This is a genomic window from Cupriavidus necator (assembly GCF_013141915.1).
Lineage (GTDB): Bacteria > Pseudomonadota > Gammaproteobacteria > Burkholderiales > Burkholderiaceae > Cupriavidus > Cupriavidus necator_B.
Genome location: NZ_SROX01000004.1, coordinates 1 through 21,261, shown reverse-complemented (window position 1 = coordinate 21,261; position 21,261 = coordinate 1). Strand labels below are relative to the sequence as shown.

The 21,261-nt window shown below is 68.7% G+C and carries 16 protein-coding genes; 5 read left to right on the top strand and 11 right to left on the bottom strand.

Translation table 11 applies throughout. From position 1 onward, the window contains the following. The first annotated feature begins 8 nt into the window (after positions 1-8). Both aspT and E5S69_RS09880 read left to right on the top strand, forming a co-directional pair. The gene (gene aspT, locus E5S69_RS09885; RefSeq protein ID WP_171514484.1) at positions 9-1,706 is read left to right on the top strand and encodes an aspartate-alanine antiporter; all 1,698 of its coding nucleotides are present in this window, start codon (positions 9-11) and stop codon (positions 1,704-1,706) included. A gap of 131 nt (positions 1,707-1,837) precedes the next feature. Beyond that, complete coding sequence (locus tag E5S69_RS09880) at positions 1,838-2,716, top strand: class II glutamine amidotransferase (RefSeq protein ID WP_171514483.1); 879 nt, start codon at positions 1,838-1,840, stop codon at positions 2,714-2,716. Between the two features lie 32 nt (positions 2,717-2,748). Here the strand turns inward: E5S69_RS09880 and E5S69_RS09875 are convergent, their stop codons facing one another. From E5S69_RS09875 to E5S69_RS09825, 11 genes are all read right to left on the bottom strand, one after another. Continuing rightward, positions 2,749-5,166 carry a spermidine synthase gene (locus E5S69_RS09875; protein WP_171514482.1) on the bottom strand — a complete coding sequence of 806 codons (2,418 nt, stop codon included), beginning with the start codon at positions 5,164-5,166 and terminating at the stop codon, positions 2,749-2,751. Positions 5,167-5,196: 30 nt separating this feature from the next. Beyond that, a complete protein-coding gene (locus E5S69_RS09870) occupies positions 5,197-5,973 on the bottom strand; it encodes a protein-L-isoaspartate(D-aspartate) O-methyltransferase (RefSeq protein WP_236901262.1) in 777 nt (258 codons plus the stop codon). Positions 5,974-6,018: 45 nt separating this feature from the next. Further along, positions 6,019-8,832, bottom strand: a complete 2,814-nt coding sequence (locus tag E5S69_RS09865; RefSeq protein WP_171514481.1) for an Hsp70 family protein — start codon at positions 8,830-8,832, stop codon at positions 6,019-6,021. Continuing rightward, complete coding sequence (locus tag E5S69_RS09860; RefSeq protein ID WP_171514480.1) at positions 8,825-10,672, bottom strand: Hsp70 family protein; 1,848 nt, start codon at positions 10,670-10,672, stop codon at positions 8,825-8,827. Before E5S69_RS09860 ends, E5S69_RS09865 begins: the two co-directional genes overlap by 8 nt. After that, positions 10,669-11,259, bottom strand: a complete 591-nt coding sequence (locus tag E5S69_RS09855) for a DUF2760 domain-containing protein (RefSeq protein ID WP_171514479.1) — start codon at positions 11,257-11,259, stop codon at positions 10,669-10,671. Before E5S69_RS09855 ends, E5S69_RS09860 begins: the two co-directional genes overlap by 4 nt. Before the next feature lie 38 nt (positions 11,260-11,297). Next, entirely contained in the window at positions 11,298-13,262 is a 1,965-nt protein-coding gene (gene rpoD, locus E5S69_RS09850; RefSeq protein WP_171514478.1) for an RNA polymerase sigma factor RpoD, read from the bottom strand. Positions 13,263-13,590: 328 nt separating this feature from the next. Then, positions 13,591-14,049: an Lrp/AsnC family transcriptional regulator gene (locus tag E5S69_RS09845; protein ID WP_171514477.1), complete on the bottom strand. Its 459-nt coding sequence runs from the start codon at positions 14,047-14,049 to the stop codon at positions 13,591-13,593. 53 nt (positions 14,050-14,102) lie between these two features. After that, positions 14,103-14,651, bottom strand: a complete 549-nt coding sequence (locus tag E5S69_RS09840) for a cysteine dioxygenase family protein (protein ID WP_171514476.1) — start codon at positions 14,649-14,651, stop codon at positions 14,103-14,105. 199 nt (positions 14,652-14,850) lie between these two features. Continuing rightward, a complete protein-coding gene (gene tolA, locus E5S69_RS09835; RefSeq protein WP_171514475.1) occupies positions 14,851-15,621 on the bottom strand; it encodes a cell envelope integrity protein TolA in 771 nt (256 codons plus the stop codon). 138 nt (positions 15,622-15,759) lie between these two features. Continuing rightward, complete coding sequence (locus E5S69_RS09830; RefSeq protein WP_171514474.1) at positions 15,760-16,128, bottom strand: VOC family protein; 369 nt, start codon at positions 16,126-16,128, stop codon at positions 15,760-15,762. A gap of 70 nt (positions 16,129-16,198) precedes the next feature. After that, on the bottom strand, positions 16,199-16,894 hold the full coding sequence (locus E5S69_RS09825; RefSeq protein WP_171514473.1) for a TetR/AcrR family transcriptional regulator: 696 nt from the start codon (positions 16,892-16,894) through the stop codon (positions 16,199-16,201). 347 nt (positions 16,895-17,241) lie between these two features. On the opposite strand from E5S69_RS09825, the gene E5S69_RS09820 reads away from it, so the two are divergent. From E5S69_RS09820 to E5S69_RS09810, 3 genes are all read left to right on the top strand, one after another. Continuing rightward, positions 17,242-18,966 carry an AMP-binding protein gene (locus E5S69_RS09820; protein WP_171514472.1) on the top strand — a complete coding sequence of 575 codons (1,725 nt, stop codon included), beginning with the start codon at positions 17,242-17,244 and terminating at the stop codon, positions 18,964-18,966. Between the two features lie 51 nt (positions 18,967-19,017). Beyond that, positions 19,018-20,625, top strand: coding sequence for a carboxyl transferase domain-containing protein (locus E5S69_RS09815; RefSeq protein WP_171514471.1), 1,608 nt, complete (start codon positions 19,018-19,020; stop codon positions 20,623-20,625). A gap of 31 nt (positions 20,626-20,656) precedes the next feature. Continuing rightward, positions 20,657-21,261 (top strand): biotin carboxylase N-terminal domain-containing protein (locus E5S69_RS09810; RefSeq protein WP_272871708.1); only part of this gene is annotated, 605 nt, incomplete at its 3' end.

The window sequence follows — 21,261 nt, the reverse complement described above, 5'->3', positions numbered from 1 at the left end:
CGCCCCCGATGACCTGTACCGTTGATTTCTTTGCTGCCAACCCGCTGCTGGTGCTGTTCCTCACCGTCGGACTCGGTTACTTCGTCGGCAAGGCGCGGGTCGGGCCGATCCAGCTGGGGGGCGTGTGCGGCACGCTGATCGTCGCGCTGCTCATGGGCCAGACCGGCTGCCAGATGCACGGCGAACTGAAAGACATGGCCTTTGCCTTGTTCATCTTCGCCATGGGCTATTCCGGCGGGCCGCAGTTCTTTGCCAACCTGAATCGCTCGAGCCTGCGCTATATGGTGTTGCCGCTGGTGGAGGCCGTCGTGGTGCTGTCGATCGCGCTGGGCGCGGCGGCGTACCTGGGCTTCGATCCGGGCACCGCCGCCGGGCTTGCCGCCGGCGCCGCGACCGAATCGGCGGTGGTGGGCACCGCCGCCGAAGCGCTGAAGCATCTGGGCCTGGACGCCGCCACCGTGGGCCGCTACGAGGCCAATATCGCCACCGCGTATACGCTGACCTACCTGGTCGGGCTGATCAGCATCGTGTTCTTCACCAGCCAGATCGCGCCGGCGCTGCTGGGCATCGACCTGCGCAAGGCCGCGCGCGAGGTTGCGGCGCGCATGGAGGCAGCGTCCGACGACGACGTGGCCACCCAGCCGGCGCTGCCGCGCCTGACCGGGCGCGCCTTTTCGGTCCGCCAGGCGGCCGGCATGACGGTCAGCCGCTTGCAGCAACAGGTGGGCGGCCGGGCGTCGGTGGTCACCGTATTGCGGGATGGCGCCCGCATCGAGCTGGGCGATGACGACACCGTGCAGGCTGGCGATATCCTGGCCATGGTCGGCATTCGCAGCAACCTGCTGAAGGCCGCCACGCTGATCGGGCCCGAAGTGCTGCTGCCCGAGGCGCACACCGAAGCCATCCAGTTGGTGGAAAAGCAGGTGGTGGTGAACCAGCGCCGGGTCAACGGCAAGACCCTCGGCGAGCTGGCGCGCCTGGCCGGCGCGCGGCGCCTGCGCGAGGTCTGGGTGCTGCAGGTGCGGCGCTCGGGCCTGTCGCTGCCGATCACGCGCTCGACGCCGCTGCAGCTGGGCGACGTGATCACCATCGTCGGCCTGGAGCCCTCGCTGTCCGAGGCCATTGGCGGCATCGGCGTGGAGGTCAAGGCCACCGAGGTGACCGACCCGGTGTTCCTGTGCGCGGGCATCCTGGCCGGCCTGCTGGTGGGCACGCTGAGCCTGCGCGTGGGCGGCATGAACCTCACGCTGGGCAGCGGCGGCGGGGCGCTGCTGAGCGGGCTGGTGTTCGGCTGGATCCATTCGCGGAAACCGTCGCTCGGCACCTTTCCGGCGTCCGCGGTGCAGATCCTGAAGGACCTTGGCCTGGCGGTGTTCGTCGCCTGCGTCGGGCTGTCCGCCGGGCCGGATGCGATCGCGCTGATCCGCGAGCACGGCGCGGTGCTGCCGCTGATCGGGCTGGCGGTGTCCCTCGGACCGGCGTGCCTGTCCTTGTGGATCGGGCACAAGCTGCTCAGGATCGAAGGCCCGCTGCTGCTCGGCGCGATTGCCGGGCAGCATGTCAGCACCCCGGCAATCAGCGCCATCCTGGCCGCCAGCCAGAGTTCGGTGCCGCTGCTGGGCTACACCATCACCTATGCCATCGCCAATGTGCTGCTGCCGGTGCTGGGGCCGATCATCGTTTCGCTGGCCTACCGCTTCACCTGAGCAGCAGATGGCCGAGGGCACCGGCAGGTGCCTGGTGGACCATTTCTTTGCCGTTCGCGCCGCGCCGTCCTACAACTGGAGTGGGGGCGGAGGGCACCGCGCCGCACCCGCAAAGGACAAGGAGGAGCAATATGTGCCGCTGGCTGGCTTACTCGGGCAGATCCGTTGCATTGGAAACGGTGCTGTTCCAGCCGGAACACTCGCTGATCGACCAGAGCCTGAATTCCCGGCTCGGCCACACCACCACCAACGGCGATGGCTTTGGCGTCGGCTGGTACGGGCGCCATGCCGAAGTGCCGTTCCGCTACCGCTGCCTGCACCCGGCGTGGAGCGACACCAACCTGCGCGAGACCGCCCGCGCCGTGCGCGCGCCGATGTTCGTCGCCCACGTGCGCGCGGCCACGGGCACGCCGACGCAGGAGACCAACTGCCATCCGTTCCGCTTCGGCCGCTGGCTGTTCGTCCACAATGGCCTGATCCGCGACTATCCGCTGGTGCGGCGCGACCTGATGATGGCGGTGGCGCCGCACCTGTTTCGCTGGATCGAGGGCTCGACCGATTCCGAGGTGATGTTCTTCCTGGCGCTGAGCTTTGGCCTGGAGCGCGATCCGGTCGGCGCGCTGGAACAGATGGCCGGGCTGATCGAGGAAGTCGGGCAGCGCCACGATGTGCAGTTTCCGCTCAACATGACGGTCTGCGTGACCGATGGCCAGCAGATCGTCGCGGTGCGCTATTCGAGCGAGACCAACTCGCGTTCGCTGTTCCACAGCACGTCGTTCCGGCAGCTGCGCGAACTCTATCCGGACGACCCGCGCATCGCCGCCGCGGGCGACGACGCCTTCCTGGTCCTGTCGGAGCCGCTGATCGACGTGCAGGGGGTCTGGGAAGAGATTCCCGAGGGCACCATCCTGGTGGCGCGCGGCGGCGAGATCGACCGCCACCGCTTCGTGCCGCGCCGGCCGAGCCCGCCGCCCTTGCATGCGCCCCAGGGCAATGCGGCCGGTGGCTGATGCCGCCGGCGCATCGGCAGCGCACCAGCAGTTCAGGGGCACGCCAGCGCGGCCGCGACATACAGCAGCAATGCCACCAGCACTACCACGGTAAAGCCGGCGTGGATCGCCAGCAGCGTGGCCAGCACCGCGGCCACCACCGAGGCGCAGGCGTTGATGCCCCAGGCCCACGGCACCAGCGTGCCGTCGCGCGCCGCGACCCTGGACAGGCCCAGCGGGAACGGCATGCCCATCACGAAGGCCAGCGGCGCGATCAGCGCCACCGCGATGCCGACCCTGGCCGGTTCCGGCAATGCGATCAGCAGCCTGAACCCTAGCGGCAGCACCGCAAGATAGACCAGCGACGCTGCACAGATGCCGCCGATCGCCAGCGCCGCCTGGCGGCGGCCGCGCCCGGGCAGGCGCGGAGCATAGCGGCTGCCCAGCCCGGCAAAGCACAGGAACGCGCATAGCACCACCGCGACGGCATAGAGCGGGTGGCTCAGGAACAGGATGAACTTCTGGATAAAGGCGATCTCGACGAACAAGAAGCCGAGCCCGACCGCGCCGAAGTAGCAGCCGGTGCGCCATGCCGGCACGGGCGGCTGCGCTGCACCCTGGCCGCCGGGCCCCCGGCGCCGGCGCAGCACCCACAGCGGCACGCCGATCAGCAGCATGGCCGCGGCCGTGGCCTGCAGCAGCGTGGCCACCAGCACCGGATAGCCCCAGTCCAGCAGTGGCAGCCCGCCCTGCGCCTTCAGCGCGAGCAGTTCCGGCAGCGTGCGCCATTTGAAGAAATGAAAGAAGTACGGCCGGTCGTCGGTGGCGGGCCGCACGTCGAACTTGTAGCGCGACAGGAAGCGTTCGCGCTCAGGGCCAAGCAGCGCTTGCGCGGCGGCGAAGAAGTCCGGCTGGTCGAGCACGTTGTAGCGATTGGCCTCGCCCGGCCGGATGCCGGGATAGTATTCCACGTCGAACGAGCGGGTCCGGCTGAAATCGCGCAGCGCGTCGATTTCCGCGGGACGGAAGTCGCCGTGCTTCACCAGCAGCGTAGCCGTCTTCCAGCCGCGCACCAGCACCAGCCGGCGCGACGGCTCGGGCACGCCCGCGCGCGCCATCGCCGCCACCGCCGTGGCAAACAGTTTCGGGATATCGCGCGGCGGCAGCGACACCCAGCGCGTGATCGCCAGCAGGCCGCCGGGCCGCAGGTGGCGCAGGTATTCCGCGAACGCTTCCACGGTATAGAGGTAGCTTTCGGAAAGCGCATACAGGCCCGCCGACGAGGTGCTGAAGGAGTCCAGCAGCGCCACCTGGATCAGGTCGTAGTGCCGGTTGCTGGCGGCCAGGAACCCACGCGCCTCGCCGACATGCACCTGCACGCCTGGCGCGCTGTACGGCTTGCCGGAGAACGCACCGAAGCGGTCCTGCACCAGTCCGATCACCTGGGCGTTCAACTCCACGGCATCGACCGTGCTGGCGCCGTGGTAGAGCGCCTGCAACACGTCGGCGCCGGCACCGCTGCCCAGCACCAGCACGCGCGGCGCCTGCAGCAGGTGATACGGCAGGGCAGAGGTCAGGTCGCCGAGGTAGGCGAGCGGTTCGCGCCGGCCGTCGTAGTGGTTGAGCGCGCTCAGGCCATCGCCGTCGGTCAGCACGGCGAGTTGCGGCGGCGGCTCCGCCGTGGCATTCAGGCTGAGCCCGGGCGCATGCCGCAACGGGATCGACGGACTCTCGACCACCGTGACCAGGCCGAGCGGACTCGATCGCTGCGCCACCACGCGCGCGTCGCCAATGCGCAGCACCTGGCTCAGTTCCTTGTACTCCGACGGCCGCAACGCCATCCACCCGCCGGGGATGGCCGCCGGCACGATGGCCGCCGCCAGCAGCAGTGCCGGCAGCCAGGGGCGATGCGCGCGGCATTCCATGCAGGCCAGTGCCGCGGCTGCCATGCCTGCCATGCTGACCAGGCGCAGGGCATCGACCGGATCGAGTACGAACAGCGCTGCGATGATGCCCAGCGCACCCAGCCCGGCGCCGAGGATATCGAAGCTGTAGAGGCGGGGCACCTGCAGGGGATAGCGGGCAAAACTCAGGCAGACGCTGGTGGCCGCGCACAGGAACGGCACGAACAGCAGCAGGTAGATCGCCACCAGGCGCAACGGCTGCGATGGCTCCCACAGGATTTCCAGCGGGTTGAACCCGACCCGCTGTGCAAGCTCGAAGCTGGCCATGGCGCTGATGCCGAACAGCAGCGCGCCACCGGCAAACACCGGCATGAAATGCCGGACCAGCGTGGGCTGCGCCAGTGCCACCAGCGCCCCCGCGGCGCCGTAGCCCAGCAGCGCCACGCTGATCATCATGTAGGTGAAGTGATGCCACAAGATGATGGAAAGCAGCCGCATCAGCAGGATTTCATAGCCCAGCGCGGCGGCGGAGAGCAGGGCCAGGGCAAACAGCGGCGGGCGTGGCATCGGGTAAGCCGGCCGGCGGCGTGCCGCGCCTCAGTGCTTGCCGACCAGCGGCACGAAGCGGACCGGCAGGATCTGCCGGGTGCTGACGGTGCCGTCCGCGGATTTTTCGACCAGCAGCAGATACTGCGTCAGGAACTGCGCGCCCACCGGGATCACCATGCGGCCGCCCGGCTTCAGCTGGCGGATCAGCGGCGGCGGCACGTGGCTGGCCGCGGCGGTGACGACGATCGCGTCATAGGGCGCATGCTCGTCCCAGCCGTAGTAGCCGTCGCCCACCTTGCACGCCACCTGATGGTAGGCCAGCCGGGTCAGGCGCTCGCACGCCTGGCGCCCGAGCGGCTCGATGATCTCGATGGTGTAGACCGCGCGCGCCAGCCCGCCCAGCACCGCGGCCTGGTAGCCGGAGCCGGTGCCGATCTCGAGCACGGTGTCGCCGGGCCGGAGCCGCAGCAGGTCCGTCATCAGCGCAACGATATACGGTTGCGAAATGGTCTGGCCATGGCCGATCGGCAGCGGCCGGTTCTCATAGGCGTGCGGCTTCTGCGGGTCGGGCACGAATTCATGGCGTGGCACCTTGCCCATGACGGCCATCACGCGCGGGTCAAGCGCATGCCGGCCGCTCTGGGCGCCGGCAGCTGCCGCGACCGCGGCAATCTCGGTGACCATATCGGCGCGCCGGGCGTCGTCGCCGGCCGCGGCGGCATGGCCGAGCCAGGCCAGGGCCAGGGCGGCAAGGCAACGGAAGGGAGGCGGCGCGGACGGCTTCACGGCGGGACAGGCAGGGAACCTACCGTCATCGTAGGTCATCGGCCCCGGTCGCGCCCGCAAGTGGCAAATGCGAGGCTTGCTGGGCTATCCCGCGATCAGCTTGAGACCGGCAGGCAGCGCCTCGCCGAATACCCGTCCTTCGTCGGCGGCATCGAGTTCCACCACTTCGCGCACCATCGCAATCCAGGCTGGCGGCGCATTGGCAGCCTCCAGCCGGCGCACCACGTTCGCGCGAATCTCGTCCGGCAGGTCGCGGGTGCGGTCGCCGGTCATGCGCGCGATCTGCACGGCGGCGAACGCGGCCGGCTCGACCTTTTTCCAGTCCAGCGCCAGGATGGCGTCCAGCCATGGGCCGGCGGTCTCGGCCGGCACCACGCTGTGCGCGCTGCCGTAGAACGGCATGCGCGCGCCGATGCGTCCCACCGCCCACCAGCCCTGGTTGTTCTCGGAGGGCTTGCGCAGCCGGGCCAGCAGCCATCCGGCCAGCTCGATCTTGGCGTCGGCGGGCAGGCGCTCGAGCGAGCCGGCCAGCCGCACCATGTCGGCATAGCCGCCGCGGGTCGGCCCGGCCGGCTTCTTGTAGCGGCCGCTGCCGGGCGGCTGCAAGTAAAAGGCCATGTCTTCCAGCAGGCGCAGCTGCGCGCTTTCATCCAGCCCGCCGGCGGCGCGCCGCCACAGCGTCCACCATTCCGACCAGTTCTGGCTTTCATTCACATACTGGATGCCCTGGTCGTACTGAGACCAGAGTTGCCCGACGCGCCATTCGTCAAGCGGGTAGCCAAAGCCCGGCCGCACGCAATAGCCGGCCAGGTTCAGCCAGACGCGCTCATGGTCGGCCGTGCGCCGCCGTCGCTTGGCACGTTCCCACAAGGCGCCGAACAGCTCGCGCAGCAGCGCGCTGTCCCACTGCTCGCGCGCGCCCAGCAGCTGCTCGAGCTGCGCGCGCAGGCGCTTGACCTCCTTGGGGCCGACGTCCTGCGAGCGTGCGCCAAAGGTTCGGTCTATCACCTCCAGCGCTTGCGGCAGCGATGGGTGTGCCGCCTCGGCGGTGAGGGCGGCGGCCGCCGCCGGGGCATCGTGGCCGCGCAGCTGGAACTCCAGGCGCCATCGCCGCGCGGTGTCTTCGATGTCGATGCAGTGGACCTCGAGCGTACCGACCTCGGTCAGCGCGGTGGTGATCTGCACCGGCGTTTCGCGCGGGCCACCGGCGCCGCGCGTCGGCACCACGGTGGCGATCGGCGGCAGGCGCACGAAGTCGCCGCCAGCCAGGTCGGTCAGCGCGCCGGGCTGGTAGGGCGTCTCGGCCACCGACGAAACCAGGTGGAACTGCACCGGGTGGCCGAGCCGCAAGGCGAAGGTGCGGTCGCTGAGAGCGATCTCGTGGCCTTCTTCGGTGCCGCGCGGCAGCAGGCAGATCCCTTGCTGGCCCGCGGCGCCGTCGTCGAGCACCAGGAAATAACTGCGCGCCGAGCCGCCGCCGATACGCGGCGCCTGGCCGGCGCGTGCACGCGCATACGCGACCGCGCCACGGGCCACGGCAATGTCGGGATCGGCGTTGTGCAGCACCTGCAGCGGCGCGCCGCGCCAGCCCCCCAGCGTCTCCGCGAGGCGGTGGGCCAGTGCCTGCGCGCGGAACACGCCGCCATTGAGCAGCAGGGTATCGGGCACCGGCAGCGCGTGCTCCGGCGCATCCGCGATTTCAAGTGCGGCGCGCGATTGCGCCGCGTGCTGGCTCAGGAAGGCGGCCACGTGCCGGGTCACGGCAGGGTCGGACGCATACGGCAGGCCGAACTCGACAATCGCGCCGCGCGCGCGCCCGGGCCGTTCGCTGGCGGGCACCCTGGGGAAAAAGCCGTCGACGACCAGCTGTTCGACTTCCTGCCGCGTCACTTCCACCGAACGTGCGCCGCCGACCAGCCTGGCGCCGGCGCCGAGCAGCGTCACCGTGACCGAATCGGGTGCCTCCGCGCTCAGCAGCTGTTCCTTGGCGGCGCGGCAGCGCGCGACCAGCTGCGACAGGCTGGCCGCCGACAGCCGTGCCTGCGCCGGCCCGGCCGACGCGAGGCGCGCTTCAACCCGGTGCGCCAGCCCCAGGTCCATGTTGTCGCCGCCCAGCATCAGGTGATTGCCCACGCCGATGCGGGTCAGTTGCGGCTGCCCGTCCTGCATCGCGACGCGGATCAGCGTGAGGTCAGTGGTGCCGCCGCCCACGTCGCAGATCAGCACCAGGCGGGTTTGCGCCAGGTCCTGGTCCAGGGTCCGGCGATGGTGGAACAGCCAGTCGTAGAGCGCGGCCTGCGGCTCTTCGAGCAGGCGCAGCGCGGGCAGCCCGGCCAGGCGCGCGGCTTCCAGCGTCAGCGCGCGCGCGCCCTCGTCGAACGAGGCCGGCACGGTGAGCACCACGTCCTGGTGTTCGAGCGGCGCATCGGGGAAGCGGTGGTTCCAGGCGGCGCAAACATAGCCGAGGTAGCTGGCGCTGGCGACCACCGGCGAGATCTTGTCGAGATCCTCCTCGCCGCCCCATGGCAGGATCGGCGCGGTGCGGTCGACCGCGGCATGCGACAGCCAGCTCTTGGCGCTGGCCACCAGCCGGCCCGGCACCTGCGCGCCCAGCGTCGCCGCTAGCCGGCCGAACACGGTCCGGCGCGCGGCGGCGCTTGCCGCCGATTGCCAGGGCAACTGCAGGTCATCGCCGTTGAGCTCGCCCGGCGCCGCGTGGTAGCGCACCGACGGCAACAGCGGGCGCGCCGCGACCTCGCCGGGTGCGACCAGCTGGTCGATGTCGAACACGCGGATATCGTCCGACCCGGCCCTGGCATAGGCCACTACGGTGTTGCTGGTGCCCAGGTCGATGCCGACGACGTATTGCTGCAGCGCCGGTGCCGCGGCTTCAGGCATCGGCAGTGCCGCGCACGTCGAACTGGACCTTCCAGCGTTCGCCGCTGCCGCGCGGCACGGCCTCAAGCTCGAGCGTGCCGGCCTCGGTCACGCGGGCATGCAGCCTGACCGGCACCACGTCGCCCGCGGTGCGGCCCTCGGCGGGCAGGGTCGCCTGGATTTCTTCAAGTTCCTGCAGTTCTTCCGGCCCCCAGTAGTCCAGCAGGGTGCCGACCTGGTCCTGGCGGCGCACCGACGAGCCAAAGAAGCGGAAGTGCACCGGTTCGCCGACCACCAGGCCGAATTCCTGCGGCGGCAGCTCGGCCTCGGTGCCTTCCTCCATGCCGAACGGCGCCAGGCACAGCGCCTGGATCGGCGGCTCGAAGCCCGGCACGGCCGGCATCGACGATTCCACCGCCACGTAGTAGGCGCGCGCGGTGCCGCCGCGGATGCGCACGCCCTTGCCGCGCCGCACATAGCCGTAATAGGCCGCGCCGCGCGCCACTGCCAGGTCCAGCTCGGCGCCGTCGAGCAGGCGCGCCGGCGCCGCGTCCTCGGCGGCAAGCCAGCCGTTGAGCGTCTGCAGGATGCGCTCCACCAGCAGGCCCGACTTGAACACGCCGCCATTGAACAGCACGGCGGTGGGATGCAGGAACGTGGCGCCTTCCGGCTGCGCGGCCGGGAGGCCTTTGATATCGGCCAGCGCCGCCACCTGCCGGCCCAAGAATGCCGCCAGGTGCCGCGTGATGGCCGCGTCCTGCGCGTAGGGCAGGCCCAGCTGCGTCAGGCCGGCGCGGGCCCGGCTGACGGGGCGCGCCGACGCGTCGACTTGCGGGAAGAATCCTTCGAGGATGGTCTGGGTCAGCTCGGCGCGGGTCAGGTCGGTGCGGATCGAGCCGCCGATCAGCTTGGCGCCGCGGCTGGGCACGACCAGCGGTACGCTCTCGGCGGCCGGGTCGGTCAGCAGCGTTTCCTTGGCGGCGCGGCAGGCATAGGTCAGCGCCCGCAGCTGCCACGGATCGGCCTGCGTGCCTTGCGCGGCGAGCTTGCGCGCGACCACGTGCGCCAGCGCCAGGTCCATGTTGTCGCCGCCCAGCAGGATATGGTCGCCGACCGCGATGCGATGCAGTTCCAGGTTGCCTTCGCGCTCGATCACGGCGATCAGCGACAGGTCGGTGGTGCCGCCGCCGACATCGACCACCAGGATGATGTCGCCCACCTTGACCTGCTTGCGCCATTGGCCGGCGCTTTTCTGGATCCAGCTGTAGAGCGCGGCCTGCGGTTCCTCGAGCAGCGTCATGCGGGCATAGCCGGCCGCCGCGACGGCCTCGGCGGTCAGCTCGCGCGCGGCCGGATCGAACGAGGCCGGGATGGTCACGGTGATGTCCTGCTCGCCGAACGGTGCCTCGGGGTGGGCCTGGTCCCACGCTTCGCGCAGGTGCGTCAGGTAGCGTACCGAAGCCTCGAGCGGCGACACGCGCGGCACCTCGGGCGGCGCGTCGGCAGGCAGGATCGCCGCGCGGCGGTCGACGCCGGGATGGCACAGCCAGCTCTTGGCGCTGGACACCAGCCGGATCGGCGTGCCCGCGCCGCGGCTGCGCGCCATCTCGCCGACCGCGAAGTCGCGTGCGGCGCTCCACGGCAGGTTCAGGTCGCCCGGGGCCATCTCGCTTGCATGCGGCAGGTACAGGAACGAGGGCAGCAGGTCGAGGTCCTCGACCGCGCCGGGCGCGGTCAGCTGCGTGACCGGCAGCACGTGCTGGCTGGTCTTCTCGCCATCGCTGGCGGCCAGGTCGACATAGGAGACCGCGCTGTGGGTCGTGCCCAGGTCGATGCCGATGGCATAGCGTGCCTCGCTCATAGCTCCACCTCGGCGGGGGCGATCACGCTGGCGTCATGGCGTTCGGCCAGGCGCGGCAGGCGCACTTCATCGACCTTCCAGCCGCGATGGCTGATGGCGCCATGGAACGGCGCGCTACCCACCACGTTGCCGGTCAGGCGGATCGCGCTGGCGTCGAAGCCGTCGGCCAGCGTTACGCGGCTGCCTTCCGCTTCTTCGCGCACCGGCCGGATGGTGAAATGCTCGCGCAGCACCGCGCGGCAGCCATCGTGCACCAGGCGCGCGGCGGCGCCGATCTCGGCGTCGGCATAGCGCGCGATGTCTTCCTCGACGAAGTCGACAAAGCGCGCGTCGCGCTGGAGCAATCCGAGCAGCTGGAGCGCGGCGACGGGACTGGCTTCCTTCAATGCGGGCGCGCTTTCCGGAACCGGCGCGGCAACCGGCGCGGGGGCAGGTGCCGGCACCGGGGCAGCGTCGGCCTGCGCAGCTGGGCCGCCTTCGCGCAGGCGCTTGACGCGGCCTGCCAGGTCCGGGTTGCCAAGGATGGCGAAGAACGTGCCCATGGCAAGCGAGAGCCTGCCAAAGAAAGAGAGGTTCGAGTCAGGCATGGATAACACTCCTCTGTGCGCGGAGGCGGGGGGGCCGCTCAGGCGTCGCGCAGATAGGTGATCAACTGGTCCGCGCGGCTGGGGTGCCGCAGCTTCTTCATCGCCTTGCTTTCGATCTGGCGGATCCGCTCGCGCGTGACATCGAACTGCTTGCCGACTTCTTCCAGCGTGTAGTCGGTCGACATGTCGATGCCAAAGCGCATGCGCAGCACCTTGGCTTCGCGCGGCGAGAGCTCGTCCAGCATCTCGCGCACCACCGCGCGCAGGCCGGCCTGCAGGGCGGCGTCGGCGGGCGTGGCGGTGTCCGAGTCGGCGATCATGTCGCCCAGGCTGGTGTCGCCGTCCTCGCCCACCGGGGTTTCCATCGACACCGGCTCTTTCGCGATCTTCATGATCGAGCGGACCTTGTCCTCGGTCATGTCGAGGCGCTCGGCCAGCACCGCCGGATCGGGTTCCTTGCCGGTCTGCTGCATGATTTCGCGCGACAGGCGGTTGAGCTTGTTGATCTGCTCGATCATGTGCACCGGCACGCGGATGGTGCGGGCCTGGTCGGCGATCGCGCGCGTCACGGCCTGGCGCACCCACCAGGTGGCGTAGGTGGAGAATTTCCAGCCGCGGCGGTATTCGAACTTGTCGACCGCCTTCATCAGGCCGATGTTGCCTTCCTGGATCAGGTCCAGGAACTGCATGCCGCGGTTGGTGTACTTCTTGGCAATCGAGATCACCAGGCGCAAGTTGGCCTGCGTCATCTCGTGCTTGGCCTGCCGCATCTGGCGCTCGGCAGCCAGCATCTTGCGGTTGACGGCCTTCAGTTCGGGCAGCGGCAGCGCCGCGCGGGCCTGGATGTCGATCAGCTTCTGCTGGTGGGCTTCCAGGTCCGGCAGCGCGCGCGCCACCGCCGCGCTGTAGGGGCGAGCTTCCGCGGCCAGGCCCTGGCCCCAGGCGAGGTTGGTCTCGTTGCCGGGGAAGCGGGCGATGACGTCCTCGCGCTCCATGCCGCAGCGCTCGACCAGCAGCTGGACCACCTGGCGCTCGATCACGCGCACTTCGTCGACCATGCCCTGGACGTTGGCGCACAGGCGCTCGATGGTGCGGGCGGTAAAGCGGATCGTGCGCAGTTCCTCGCGCACCGCATCGCGCGCGGACGCGAACGCCGCCGATGCCGGACCGCCGGCCTCGCTTTCGGCGCGCATTCGCTCGAACTGCTCGGCGACGCGCGCGAAGCGCTTCATGCATTCGTCGCGCAGCCTGGCCAGGTCGGCTTCGGCGCTTTGCTGGCCGCTGCCTTCATCGGCGGCGTCGTCGGCCTCTTCGTCGGCCTCGTCAGTGCTGTCGATGGGGCTGTCGTCGGCGTCGTCCGCGCCGGCTGCCGCCGGCTCGGGGATGCTCTCGTCGCTCAGGCCGTCGACCACGTCGTCGATGCCGATTTCATTGCTGGCGACCTTGGCCGACAGCTCCAGAATCGTGGCGATGGTGAACGGGCACGCCGAGATCGCGTGGACCATGTTGTTCAGGCCGTCCTCGATCCGCTTGGCGATCTCGACTTCCTGCTTGCGCGTGAGCAGCGTAGCCGAGCTCATTTCGCGCATGTACATGCGCACCGGGTCGGTGGTGCGGCCGAACTCGGAATCGACCGTCGCCAGCGCGACCTCGGCTTCCTCTTCGGCCTGCTCGTCGGAGGCCACCGCCGGGCCGTCGCTCAGCAGCAGGGTCTCGGCATCCGGGGTCTGCTCATAGATCTTCACGCCCATCTCGGCGAAGGTGCCGACGATGCTTTCCATCGCGGCCGTGTCCGTGAAGTTCTCGGGCAGGTGGTCGCTGATATCCGCGTGGGTCAGGTAGCCGCGCTGCCTGCCCAGCTGGATCAGCGCACGCAGTTGCTGGCTGCGTGCGGCGGCTTCGGCCGACGGATCCGAGTGTGCCGCGGCCGCGCTGGCCTGGCCGGTGTCCTTGACTGCTGCTGCTCGTGTTTTGGCTGCCGTTCGTTGTGCGCCACTTGTCATTGACTGCTGTTTCCTTCGTGCATCGCGTTTCGACGGCAGTGCGCACGAGGCGCGCGTGATTCCAACCTGCTGTCAAGGCTCGCGGGGGTTCGGCGGGAGGCGAGGGTAAAAACCGTACGCCGCGGCCGTTTGAATAGGGGCCGCATATTCTACAGCCATTGCTGCGTCGCAGCAGGTTCCTGGCAGGGAAAGCGTGCCGGCAAGTCTGCCGGAACGCGGGGTATTTGCAACAGGATGCGAAAAAAAGCGCGGGGAAAGGCGCTGAAATGGCGGAAATTGCCAGCGGCGACGGGGTCAGAGGCCTTGGCTGGCCCGTACAAGTGAAGCCTCAGGCATAGTCGAGCGGCAAGGCCGTGGTGTACTTGATCTGTTCCATCGCGAAGCTGGAGCTGACATCGGCCAGTTCCGCGCCCTGGATCAGCTTCTTGTAGACCCGGTCATAGGCGGCGATATCGGGCACCACCACGCGCAGCAGGTAGTCCGTGTCGCCCGCCATGCGATAGAACTCGGTCACTTCCGGGATCGACGAGACCAGTCCGTGAAACTGCTTGAGCCATTTCACGTTGTGCTGGCTGGTACGGACGGAGACGAACACCGTGACACCGGCATTGAGCTTGCCGGCGTCGAGCAGCGCCACGCGCTTGCGGATCAGTCCGGCTTCTTCCAGCTTCTGGATACGGCGCCAGCACGGCGTCGAACTCAGGCCGACCCGCTCTCCGATTTCCGCCACCGGCAAGGTGGCGTCTTCCTGCAGGATGGCGAGGATCTGTTTGTCGTAGCGGTCCATGGCGCGGGGCGGTCAGTTGAGGGCGCGCCCGCACCAGGTGCGGAGTGGGGCGGCTAGGCGTCGGCGGGCACCAGCAGGTTTACGCCGGTCGCAATATGGTCGCGGCTGACACCGTAGAGATGCAGCGAAACCGCGATCTCGTCGCTGGTATTGCCGAGCGCATGGATGTGCTGCAGGCCGCCCGGCACGCTGAAGGTATCGCCGGCGGTGCGCGTGACGGTGTTGGCATGGCGCGCGTGCCGGCTGGCGGCATCCCACCGGTAGTGCTGCTCGGTCAGCGTGCCGCGCAGCACGCGGTAAGCGCACCAGGTGCGATGGCCATGCACCGGGCTGGCCTGCCCGGGGCGCCACACCAGCACCATGGCGGAGAAGCGTTCCAGCGGATCGCCATAGACCAGGTGCCGGGTATAGGTCTCGGCCGAGCCCAGCAACGCGCCCGGCGGCAACGCGGCCAGCAGCGTGTCGGTGTCGGGCAGGTGCTGCGCGAGGTGGCTGGCGACCATGCGTGCGCTGTGGGTGAAAATGTCGGCCAGGTCGAGCGCCAGCTGGTCGAGCGGGACGCCAACCGGTCGGGCGGCAGTGAGAGGAGAGGCGGTCGTCATGGCGGGCTCCGTCGGCTTGTTCTTGTCTATTCATGATAGGGACGGGCGGGAGCACAGGCATGCGATTTGTCCTTCCAGGCAAGCTGGAATTGTAATGTCATTCCAGCAAGGGTTGGATTATTGGAATATTTTTCTATTCAGCCGCAGTTGGTGCGACAACGCACGCTACTGGAACCGGCCGCGGCCAGGCGGCGAGGGCTTAGCCGCCCTCATCTTTGGGCCAGAAGGTGATGAGGATGTCGGACGGCGCCACGCCGTTGCTGTCGCGCGGCAGCGGGTCGGACCGCTGCACCGCGCGCAGCACGGCGTTGTCCCAGCCCGCATTGCCACTGGACCTGGCCAGGCGCGCCGACAGCAGCGAGCCGTCGGGCGCCATGTGCACGGCGACCACCGCGGCCGGATTGCCGGCGACGTCCTCGTTGAAGATGATGTTCGGCTTGACCCGCTGGCGCACGCGCTCGGCATAGCCCGAAGACGGCTTCGCCGAGGATCCGGAACCGGCCCCGGCCCGGGCGTTGGCCGCGGCACCGGCACCGCCCGCCTGCGCGCGCAAGCGGGCCAGCTCGGCCTGGCGCTCGGCATTGCTGGCCTGGCGTTGCGCTTCCATGGCCCGGCGCTGGGCATCCTTGCGGGCCGCTTCGGCGCGGGCCTGGCTGTCGCGCTGCCGCGCCTGCTCGGCCTCACGCTCGGCCAGCCTGGCCTTGCGCTGCTTTTCCTGCAGCGAGATATCGGCGTCTTCTTGCTCGACCGGCGGTGGCGTCGGCGCCGGCTTGATGGCGGGCTCGGGGACGGTGGCTTCGGGGACGGGCTCCCACAGTTCCGCCGCCACACCGGTGGGCACGGCATTGCGCCAGCGCACGCCGTAGTACAGCAGGGCCCCCAGCAGCAGGTGCATGAGCAGGGCCAGCAGGAAGCAGGTCAGCGTGCGCCGCTCGCGCACGGGCTGGTAGGGATAGGCGGCGGTCTGCATGGTCCTTCGATGCGCGGAAACCAGGCCATTTCATTCTATGAGGCGCAACCGCATCAACCAAGCGCAGGACGGGTACAGGCGGCGGGACGTGGCGGGCTTGCCGGTGTCTCGCCAAAGGCACTGCAAAGCCGGTCGGCTTCAGCCCCTGGTGAAAATCTCGAGGAAGTGCTTGCTCGGATCCTCGAAGTAGATGCGCCGGCCGCCGTCGTCCGTATTGACCTCGCCAGGCCGGCGACGGTAGGGGTCGGCCCAGTACGCAAGGTTGCGTGCGCGGATGCGGCCAAAGCCGTGGTCGAACTCGGCGTCGCTGACCAGGAATGCATAGTGCTGCATGGCAACCTCGCCCTGCGCGTCCATGAAATCGAGCGTGACGCCGTTGTCCAGCGCGACGCCAAGGAAGGGCCCGAACGGCTCGGCCGGCGGGCGGCCCAGGACCTCGCACAGGAAATCCGCGGAGGCCTGCTTGTCATGAGAGAAGACGATGGTGTGGTTGAGCTGGACGGCCATGTCGCAATCTCCGTGGGGGAACGCCTCCTCCAGCGTACAAGGAATTTGCCGGCTTGGCCGAGCGATCCGGTCAGGCGCCGTCCAGCTTGCGCAGCGCCGCGCCAACTTCGCCATGGAAGGCCCGCAGGGCCTCCAGTTCGATATTTGCGGGCTGCAGCGCGGGCCACAGCAAGGCCACCATGCCTGCGGCGGTGGTGTCGATATCGACCTCGCGCTCGCGCGCGATGGCATCCCACAGGATATGCTCCATCGGGCCCAGGATGGCGGAGCGCATCAGGCTCAGCGGCAGGTCGGCGCGAATCTCGCCATGTTCGCGGCCGCGCGCGAGCAGGTCCATCAGCGGCGCCGTATAGCGGCGTTGCAGCGGCACGAACTCCTGCCCCAGGTCCGGCCCCTTGGCCCGGCCTTCCGACAGCACCAGCGCGCACAGCCCGGTGCCCTGGATCAGGAACAGGCGCAGGTGCGTCTTCACGTAGAACGCCAGCTGCGCTTTGATGCCCTGGTCGCGCGGCATGCCTTGCTCGATCGTGCCGATGATTTCGTCGTACCAGTCCTCGATCACCCGCACGCACAGCTTGCGCTTGCTTTGGAAGTACGTGAACACCGTGGCCTCGGAAACGCCCAAGCGCTGGGCAATCTCGGTCGTGGTGGTTTTTTCGTAGCCCAGTTCGGCAAACACCTCGCGGCTGACACGCAGGATGTCGCGGATGCGTTGTTCCGCCCTGGCGCCGGACGGGGTCCGGCGGGTGGTGGCGATGTCTTCCATGATGTCGGATCCCTGCAAGCGAAGCGCGAAATGTTAGGCCATCCCCGGGCGGAGCACTAACCTGCGGTAGCGCGGCGTTGGCGGTTGCTGCGCGACGCCGTCACATCGTACTCCATTTTGCCTCGAAGTTGAGTGCGCCTCAAATTAAGGTTGAATTTTCGCCTGAGCCCGTATACCTTTTCGTCATTCCGATGTGACGAGACCGGGAATCGCCTAACCATCCGGCAGCACACGATAGCAGCTTATCGGGGTTAACCCCCAATTTTGGGCAGGATCACCCCGACGATATTCGTGTTCTTGAGTTACGCTCAACTCAAGTCGAAACCGAACGCGCTTTGGAGACAACGATGAAGATGCAGGGAGATCCGCTTCCCACCATTCTGCCGATCGGCGGGCTGTCGCATGTCCGTGGCGACACCAGCATTGCGCTGTCCGAGCAGACCGTCTCGGCGCTGCTGGCGCAGACCGTGGCAGCGTTCCCCGAACGCGAGGCCGTGGTGTTTCGCGAGCAGGGCGTGCGCTGGAACTGGCGCGAGTTCGCCGAAGCCATCGATGCGCTGGCCGCCGGGCTGCATGCGCTGGGCCTGGCCAGGGGCGATCGCGTCGGCATCTGGGCGCCCAACCGCGTGGAATGGCTGGTGACGCAGTTTGCCACCGCCCGGCTGGGCGTGGTTCTGGTCAACATCAATCCGGCCTACCGGCTGGCGGAGCTGGAGTACGCGCTGAACAAGGTCGGCGTCAAGGCCATCGTCGCCGCCGAGGCCTTCAAGACCTCGCGCTACCTCGAGATGCTGCAGGCGCTGGCGCCGGAGCTGGCCACCAGCGCAGCGGGCACGCTGCAGGCCGCGCGGCTGCCGTCGCTGCGCTGGGTGATCCGCATGGGAGAGGGCGAGACCCCCGGCATGATCCGCTATGCGGACGTGCTGGCCCGTGGCGCCAGCGTGGCGCGCGCGGAGCTCGATGGCATCACGGCGCAGCTGGACCGCTATGACCCGATCAACGTGCAGTTCACCAGCGGCACCACCGGCGCGCCCAAGGGCGCCACGCTGACGCATCGCAATATCGTCAACAACGCGCGCTTCATCGCCATGGCGATGCGCTTCTCGGAGCAGGACAAGCTCTGCATTCCGGTACCGTTCTACCACTGCTTCGGCATGGTGCTGTCGGTGCTGGCCTGCGTCTCCACCGGCGCGGCGATGGTGTTCCCGGGCGAGGCCTTCGACCCCGAGGCCACCATGCAGGCGGTCAGCGAAGAGCGCTGCACGGCGCTGCACGGCGTGCCGACGATGTTTATCGCGCAGCTGGACCACCCGCGCTTTGCCGACTACGACTTCTCGTCGCTGCGCACCGGCATCATGGCCGGGTCGCCGTGCCCGATCGAGACCATGAAGCGCGTGGTGGCACAGATGCATATGTCCGAGGTAACGATCGCCTACGGCATGACCGAGACCAGTCCGGTGTCGTTCCAGAGCAGTACCACCGATCCGCTCGACAAGCGCACCACCACCGTCGGCCGCATCCAGCCGCACCTGGAAGTGAAGATCGTCGACGCCACTGGCGCGACCGTGCCGGTCGGCGAGAAGGGCGAGCTGTGCACGCGCGGCTATTCCGTGATGCTCGGCTACTGGGATGATGAGGCCCGCACCGCCGAAGCCATTCGCGACGGCTGGATGCACACCGGCGACCTCGCCACGCTCGACGAGGAGGGTTACTGCAATATCGTCGGCCGGGTGAAGGACATGCTGATCCGCGGCGGCGAGAACATCTACCCGCGCGAGATCGAGGAATTCCTGTTCCGCCATCCGAAGGTCCAGGCGGTGCAGGTATTCGGCGTGCCCGACGCCAAGTACGGCGAGGAGGTATGCGCGTGGATCGTGCTCAAGCCCGGCGAGCGCGCCACCGAAGACGAGATCCGCGCCTTCTGCCGCGACCAGATCGCGCATTACAAGATCCCGCGCTATATCCGCTTTGTCGAAGAGATGCCCCTGACCGTGACCGGCAAGGTGCAGAAGTTCGTCATGCGCGACCAGATGGTGCGTGAACTGAATCTCGATGAATCCAGGACGGCCTGAGCGCGCCTGAGATAAAACACAAACACCAATAACCGACTGCCCGAGGCCCTTATGGCGGCAATTGAAACCAAGCTGAACGCCCGCTCCGAGTCGTTCAGGACCAACGCGCAGACCATGCAGGCACTGGTTGCCGACCTGCAGGAAAAGATCGCGAAACTGGCCGAAGGCGGCGGCGCCGACGCGCGCGCCAAGCACCTGTCGCGCGGCAAGCTGCTGCCGCGCGAGCGGGTGCAGCAATTGCTGGACCCCGGCACGCCGTTCCTGGAGCTGTCGCAGCTGGCCGCGTACGACATGTACGAAAACGCCGCGCCCGGCGCCGGCATCATCACCGGCATCGGCCGCGTGGCCGGGCAGGAATGCGTGATCGTCTGCAACGACGCCACCGTCAAGGGCGGCACGTATTACCCGATGACGGTCAAGAAGCACGTGCGCGCGCAGGAAATCGCCGAAGAGAACCACCTGCCGTGCATCTACCTGGTCGATTCGGGCGGCGCCAACCTGCCCAACCAGGACGAGGTGTTTCCCGACCGCGACCACTTCGGCCGCATCTTCTACAACCAGGCCAACCTGTCCAAGCGCGGCATCCCGCAGATCGCGGTGGTGATGGGATCCTGCACCGCGGGCGGCGCCTACGTGCCGGCGATGAGCGACGAGTCGATCATCGTCAAGAACCAGGGCACCATCTTCCTGGGCGGCCCGCCGCTGGTGAAGGCGGCCACCGGCGAGGAAGTCAGCGCCGAAGACCTCGGCGGCGCCGATGTGCATACGCGCCTGTCGGGCGTGGCCGACTACTTCGCGCAGAACGACCACCACGCCCTGAGCCTGGCGCGCAATATCGTGCAGCACCTGAACCGCCGCAAGCCGGACCAGATCCGCCTGCACGCGCCGGTCGAGCCGCTCTATCCGGTGGAAGAGCTGTACGGCGTGATCCCGACCGACACGCGCAAGCCGTACGACGTGCGCGAGGTGATCGCGCGGCTGGTCGACGGTTCCGAGTTCGACGAGTTCAAGGCGCGCTACGGCACCACGCTGGTGTGCGGCTTCGCGCGGATCTGGGGCTATCCGGTCGGGATCGTCGCCAACAACGGCATCCTGTTCTCGGAGTCGGCGCTCAAGGGCGCGCACTTCATCGAGCTGTGCTGCCAGCGCAAGATCCCGCTGGTGTTCCTGCAGAACATCACCGGCTTCATGGTGGGGCGCAAGTACGAGAACGAAGGCATCGCGCGCAACGGCGCCAAGATGGTGACCGCGGTCGCGACCGCGCAGGTGCCCAAGTTCACGGTGATCATCGGCGGCTCGTTCGGCGCGGGCAACTACGGCATGTGCGGGCGCGCATATTCGCCGCGCTTCCTGTGGATGTGGCCGAACGCGCGCATCTCGGTGATGGGTGGCGAGCAGGCCGCGAGCGTGCTGGCGACGGTGCGCCGCGATGGGATAGAAGCAAAGGGGGGCCAGTGGAGCGCGCAGGAGGAAGACGCCTTCAAGCAGCCGATCCGCGACCAGTACGAGCACCAGGGGCATCCGTACTACGCCAGCGCGCGGCTGTGGGACGACGGCGTGATCGATCCCGCGCAGACGCGCACGGTGCTGGGGCTGGGACTGTCGGCCAGCCTTAACGCGCCGATCGACGAGATGAAGTTCGGCGTGTTCCGCATGTAATCGTGGCATGTCACAACGACTAGGAAGCTCAATGTTCAACAAGATCCTGATCGCCAACCGCGGTGAAATCGCCTGCCGCGTGGCCGCCACCTGCCGCCGGCTGGGCATCCGCACCGTCGCGGTGTATTCCGATGCGGACGCCGAGGCGCGCCATGTCGCCTTCTGCGACGAGGCCGTGCATATCGGCGGCGCCGCCGCGCGCGACAGCTACCTGCGCGCCGACCATATCATCGAGATGGCGAAGGAGAGCGGCGCCCAGGCGATCCACCCGGGCTATGGCTTCCTGTCCGAGAACGAAGCCTTCGCCGAGGCCTGCGCCGCGGCCGGGCTGGTCTTTATCGGCCCGCCGGCGTCGGCGATCCACGCGATGGGCAGCAAGAGCGCGGCCAAGCAGTTGATGGAAAAGGCCGCGGTGCCGCTGGTGCCGGGCTACCACGGCGAAGACCAGGACCCGGCGCTGCTGCGCCGCGAGGCCGACCGCATCGGCTATCCGGTGCTGCTCAAGGCCAGCGCGGGCGGTGGCGGCAAGGGCATGCGCGTGGTCGAGTCGGGCGACGGTTTCGACGCCGCGCTGGCGTCGGTCAAGCGCGAGGCGTCGGCCAGCTTCGGCGACGACAAGGTGCTGGTCGAGAAATA

Coding starts and splice junctions, on each gene's coding strand:
- rpoD (WP_171514478.1), bottom strand. CDS start 13,262: ATGACAAGTGGCGCACAACGAACGGCAGCCAAAACACGAGCAGCAGCA.
- tolA (WP_171514475.1), bottom strand. CDS start 15,621: ATGCAGACCGCCGCCTATCCCTACCAGCCCGTGCGCGAGCGGCGCACG.
- E5S69_RS09855 (WP_171514479.1), bottom strand. CDS start 11,259: ATGCCTGACTCGAACCTCTCTTTCTTTGGCAGGCTCTCGCTTGCCATG.
- E5S69_RS09820 (WP_171514472.1), top strand. CDS start 17,242: ATGAAGATGCAGGGAGATCCGCTTCCCACCATTCTGCCGATCGGCGGG.
- E5S69_RS09880 (WP_171514483.1), top strand. CDS start 1,838: ATGTGCCGCTGGCTGGCTTACTCGGGCAGATCCGTTGCATTGGAAACG.
- E5S69_RS09870 (WP_236901262.1), bottom strand. CDS start 5,973: ATGACCTACGATGACGGTAGGTTCCCTGCCTGTCCCGCCGTGAAGCCG.
- E5S69_RS09830 (WP_171514474.1), bottom strand. CDS start 16,128: ATGGCCGTCCAGCTCAACCACACCATCGTCTTCTCTCATGACAAGCAG.
- E5S69_RS09845 (WP_171514477.1), bottom strand. CDS start 14,049: ATGGACCGCTACGACAAACAGATCCTCGCCATCCTGCAGGAAGACGCC.
- E5S69_RS09875 (WP_171514482.1), bottom strand. CDS start 5,166: ATGCCACGCCCGCCGCTGTTTGCCCTGGCCCTGCTCTCCGCCGCCGCG.
- E5S69_RS09825 (WP_171514473.1), bottom strand. CDS start 16,894: ATGGAAGACATCGCCACCACCCGCCGGACCCCGTCCGGCGCCAGGGCG.
- E5S69_RS09815 (WP_171514471.1), top strand. CDS start 19,018: ATGGCGGCAATTGAAACCAAGCTGAACGCCCGCTCCGAGTCGTTCAGG.
- aspT (WP_171514484.1), top strand. CDS start 9: ATGACCTGTACCGTTGATTTCTTTGCTGCCAACCCGCTGCTGGTGCTG.
- E5S69_RS09865 (WP_171514481.1), bottom strand. CDS start 8,832: ATGCCTGAAGCCGCGGCACCGGCGCTGCAGCAATACGTCGTCGGCATC.
- E5S69_RS09860 (WP_171514480.1), bottom strand. CDS start 10,672: ATGAGCGAGGCACGCTATGCCATCGGCATCGACCTGGGCACGACCCAC.
- E5S69_RS09840 (WP_171514476.1), bottom strand. CDS start 14,651: ATGACGACCGCCTCTCCTCTCACTGCCGCCCGACCGGTTGGCGTCCCG.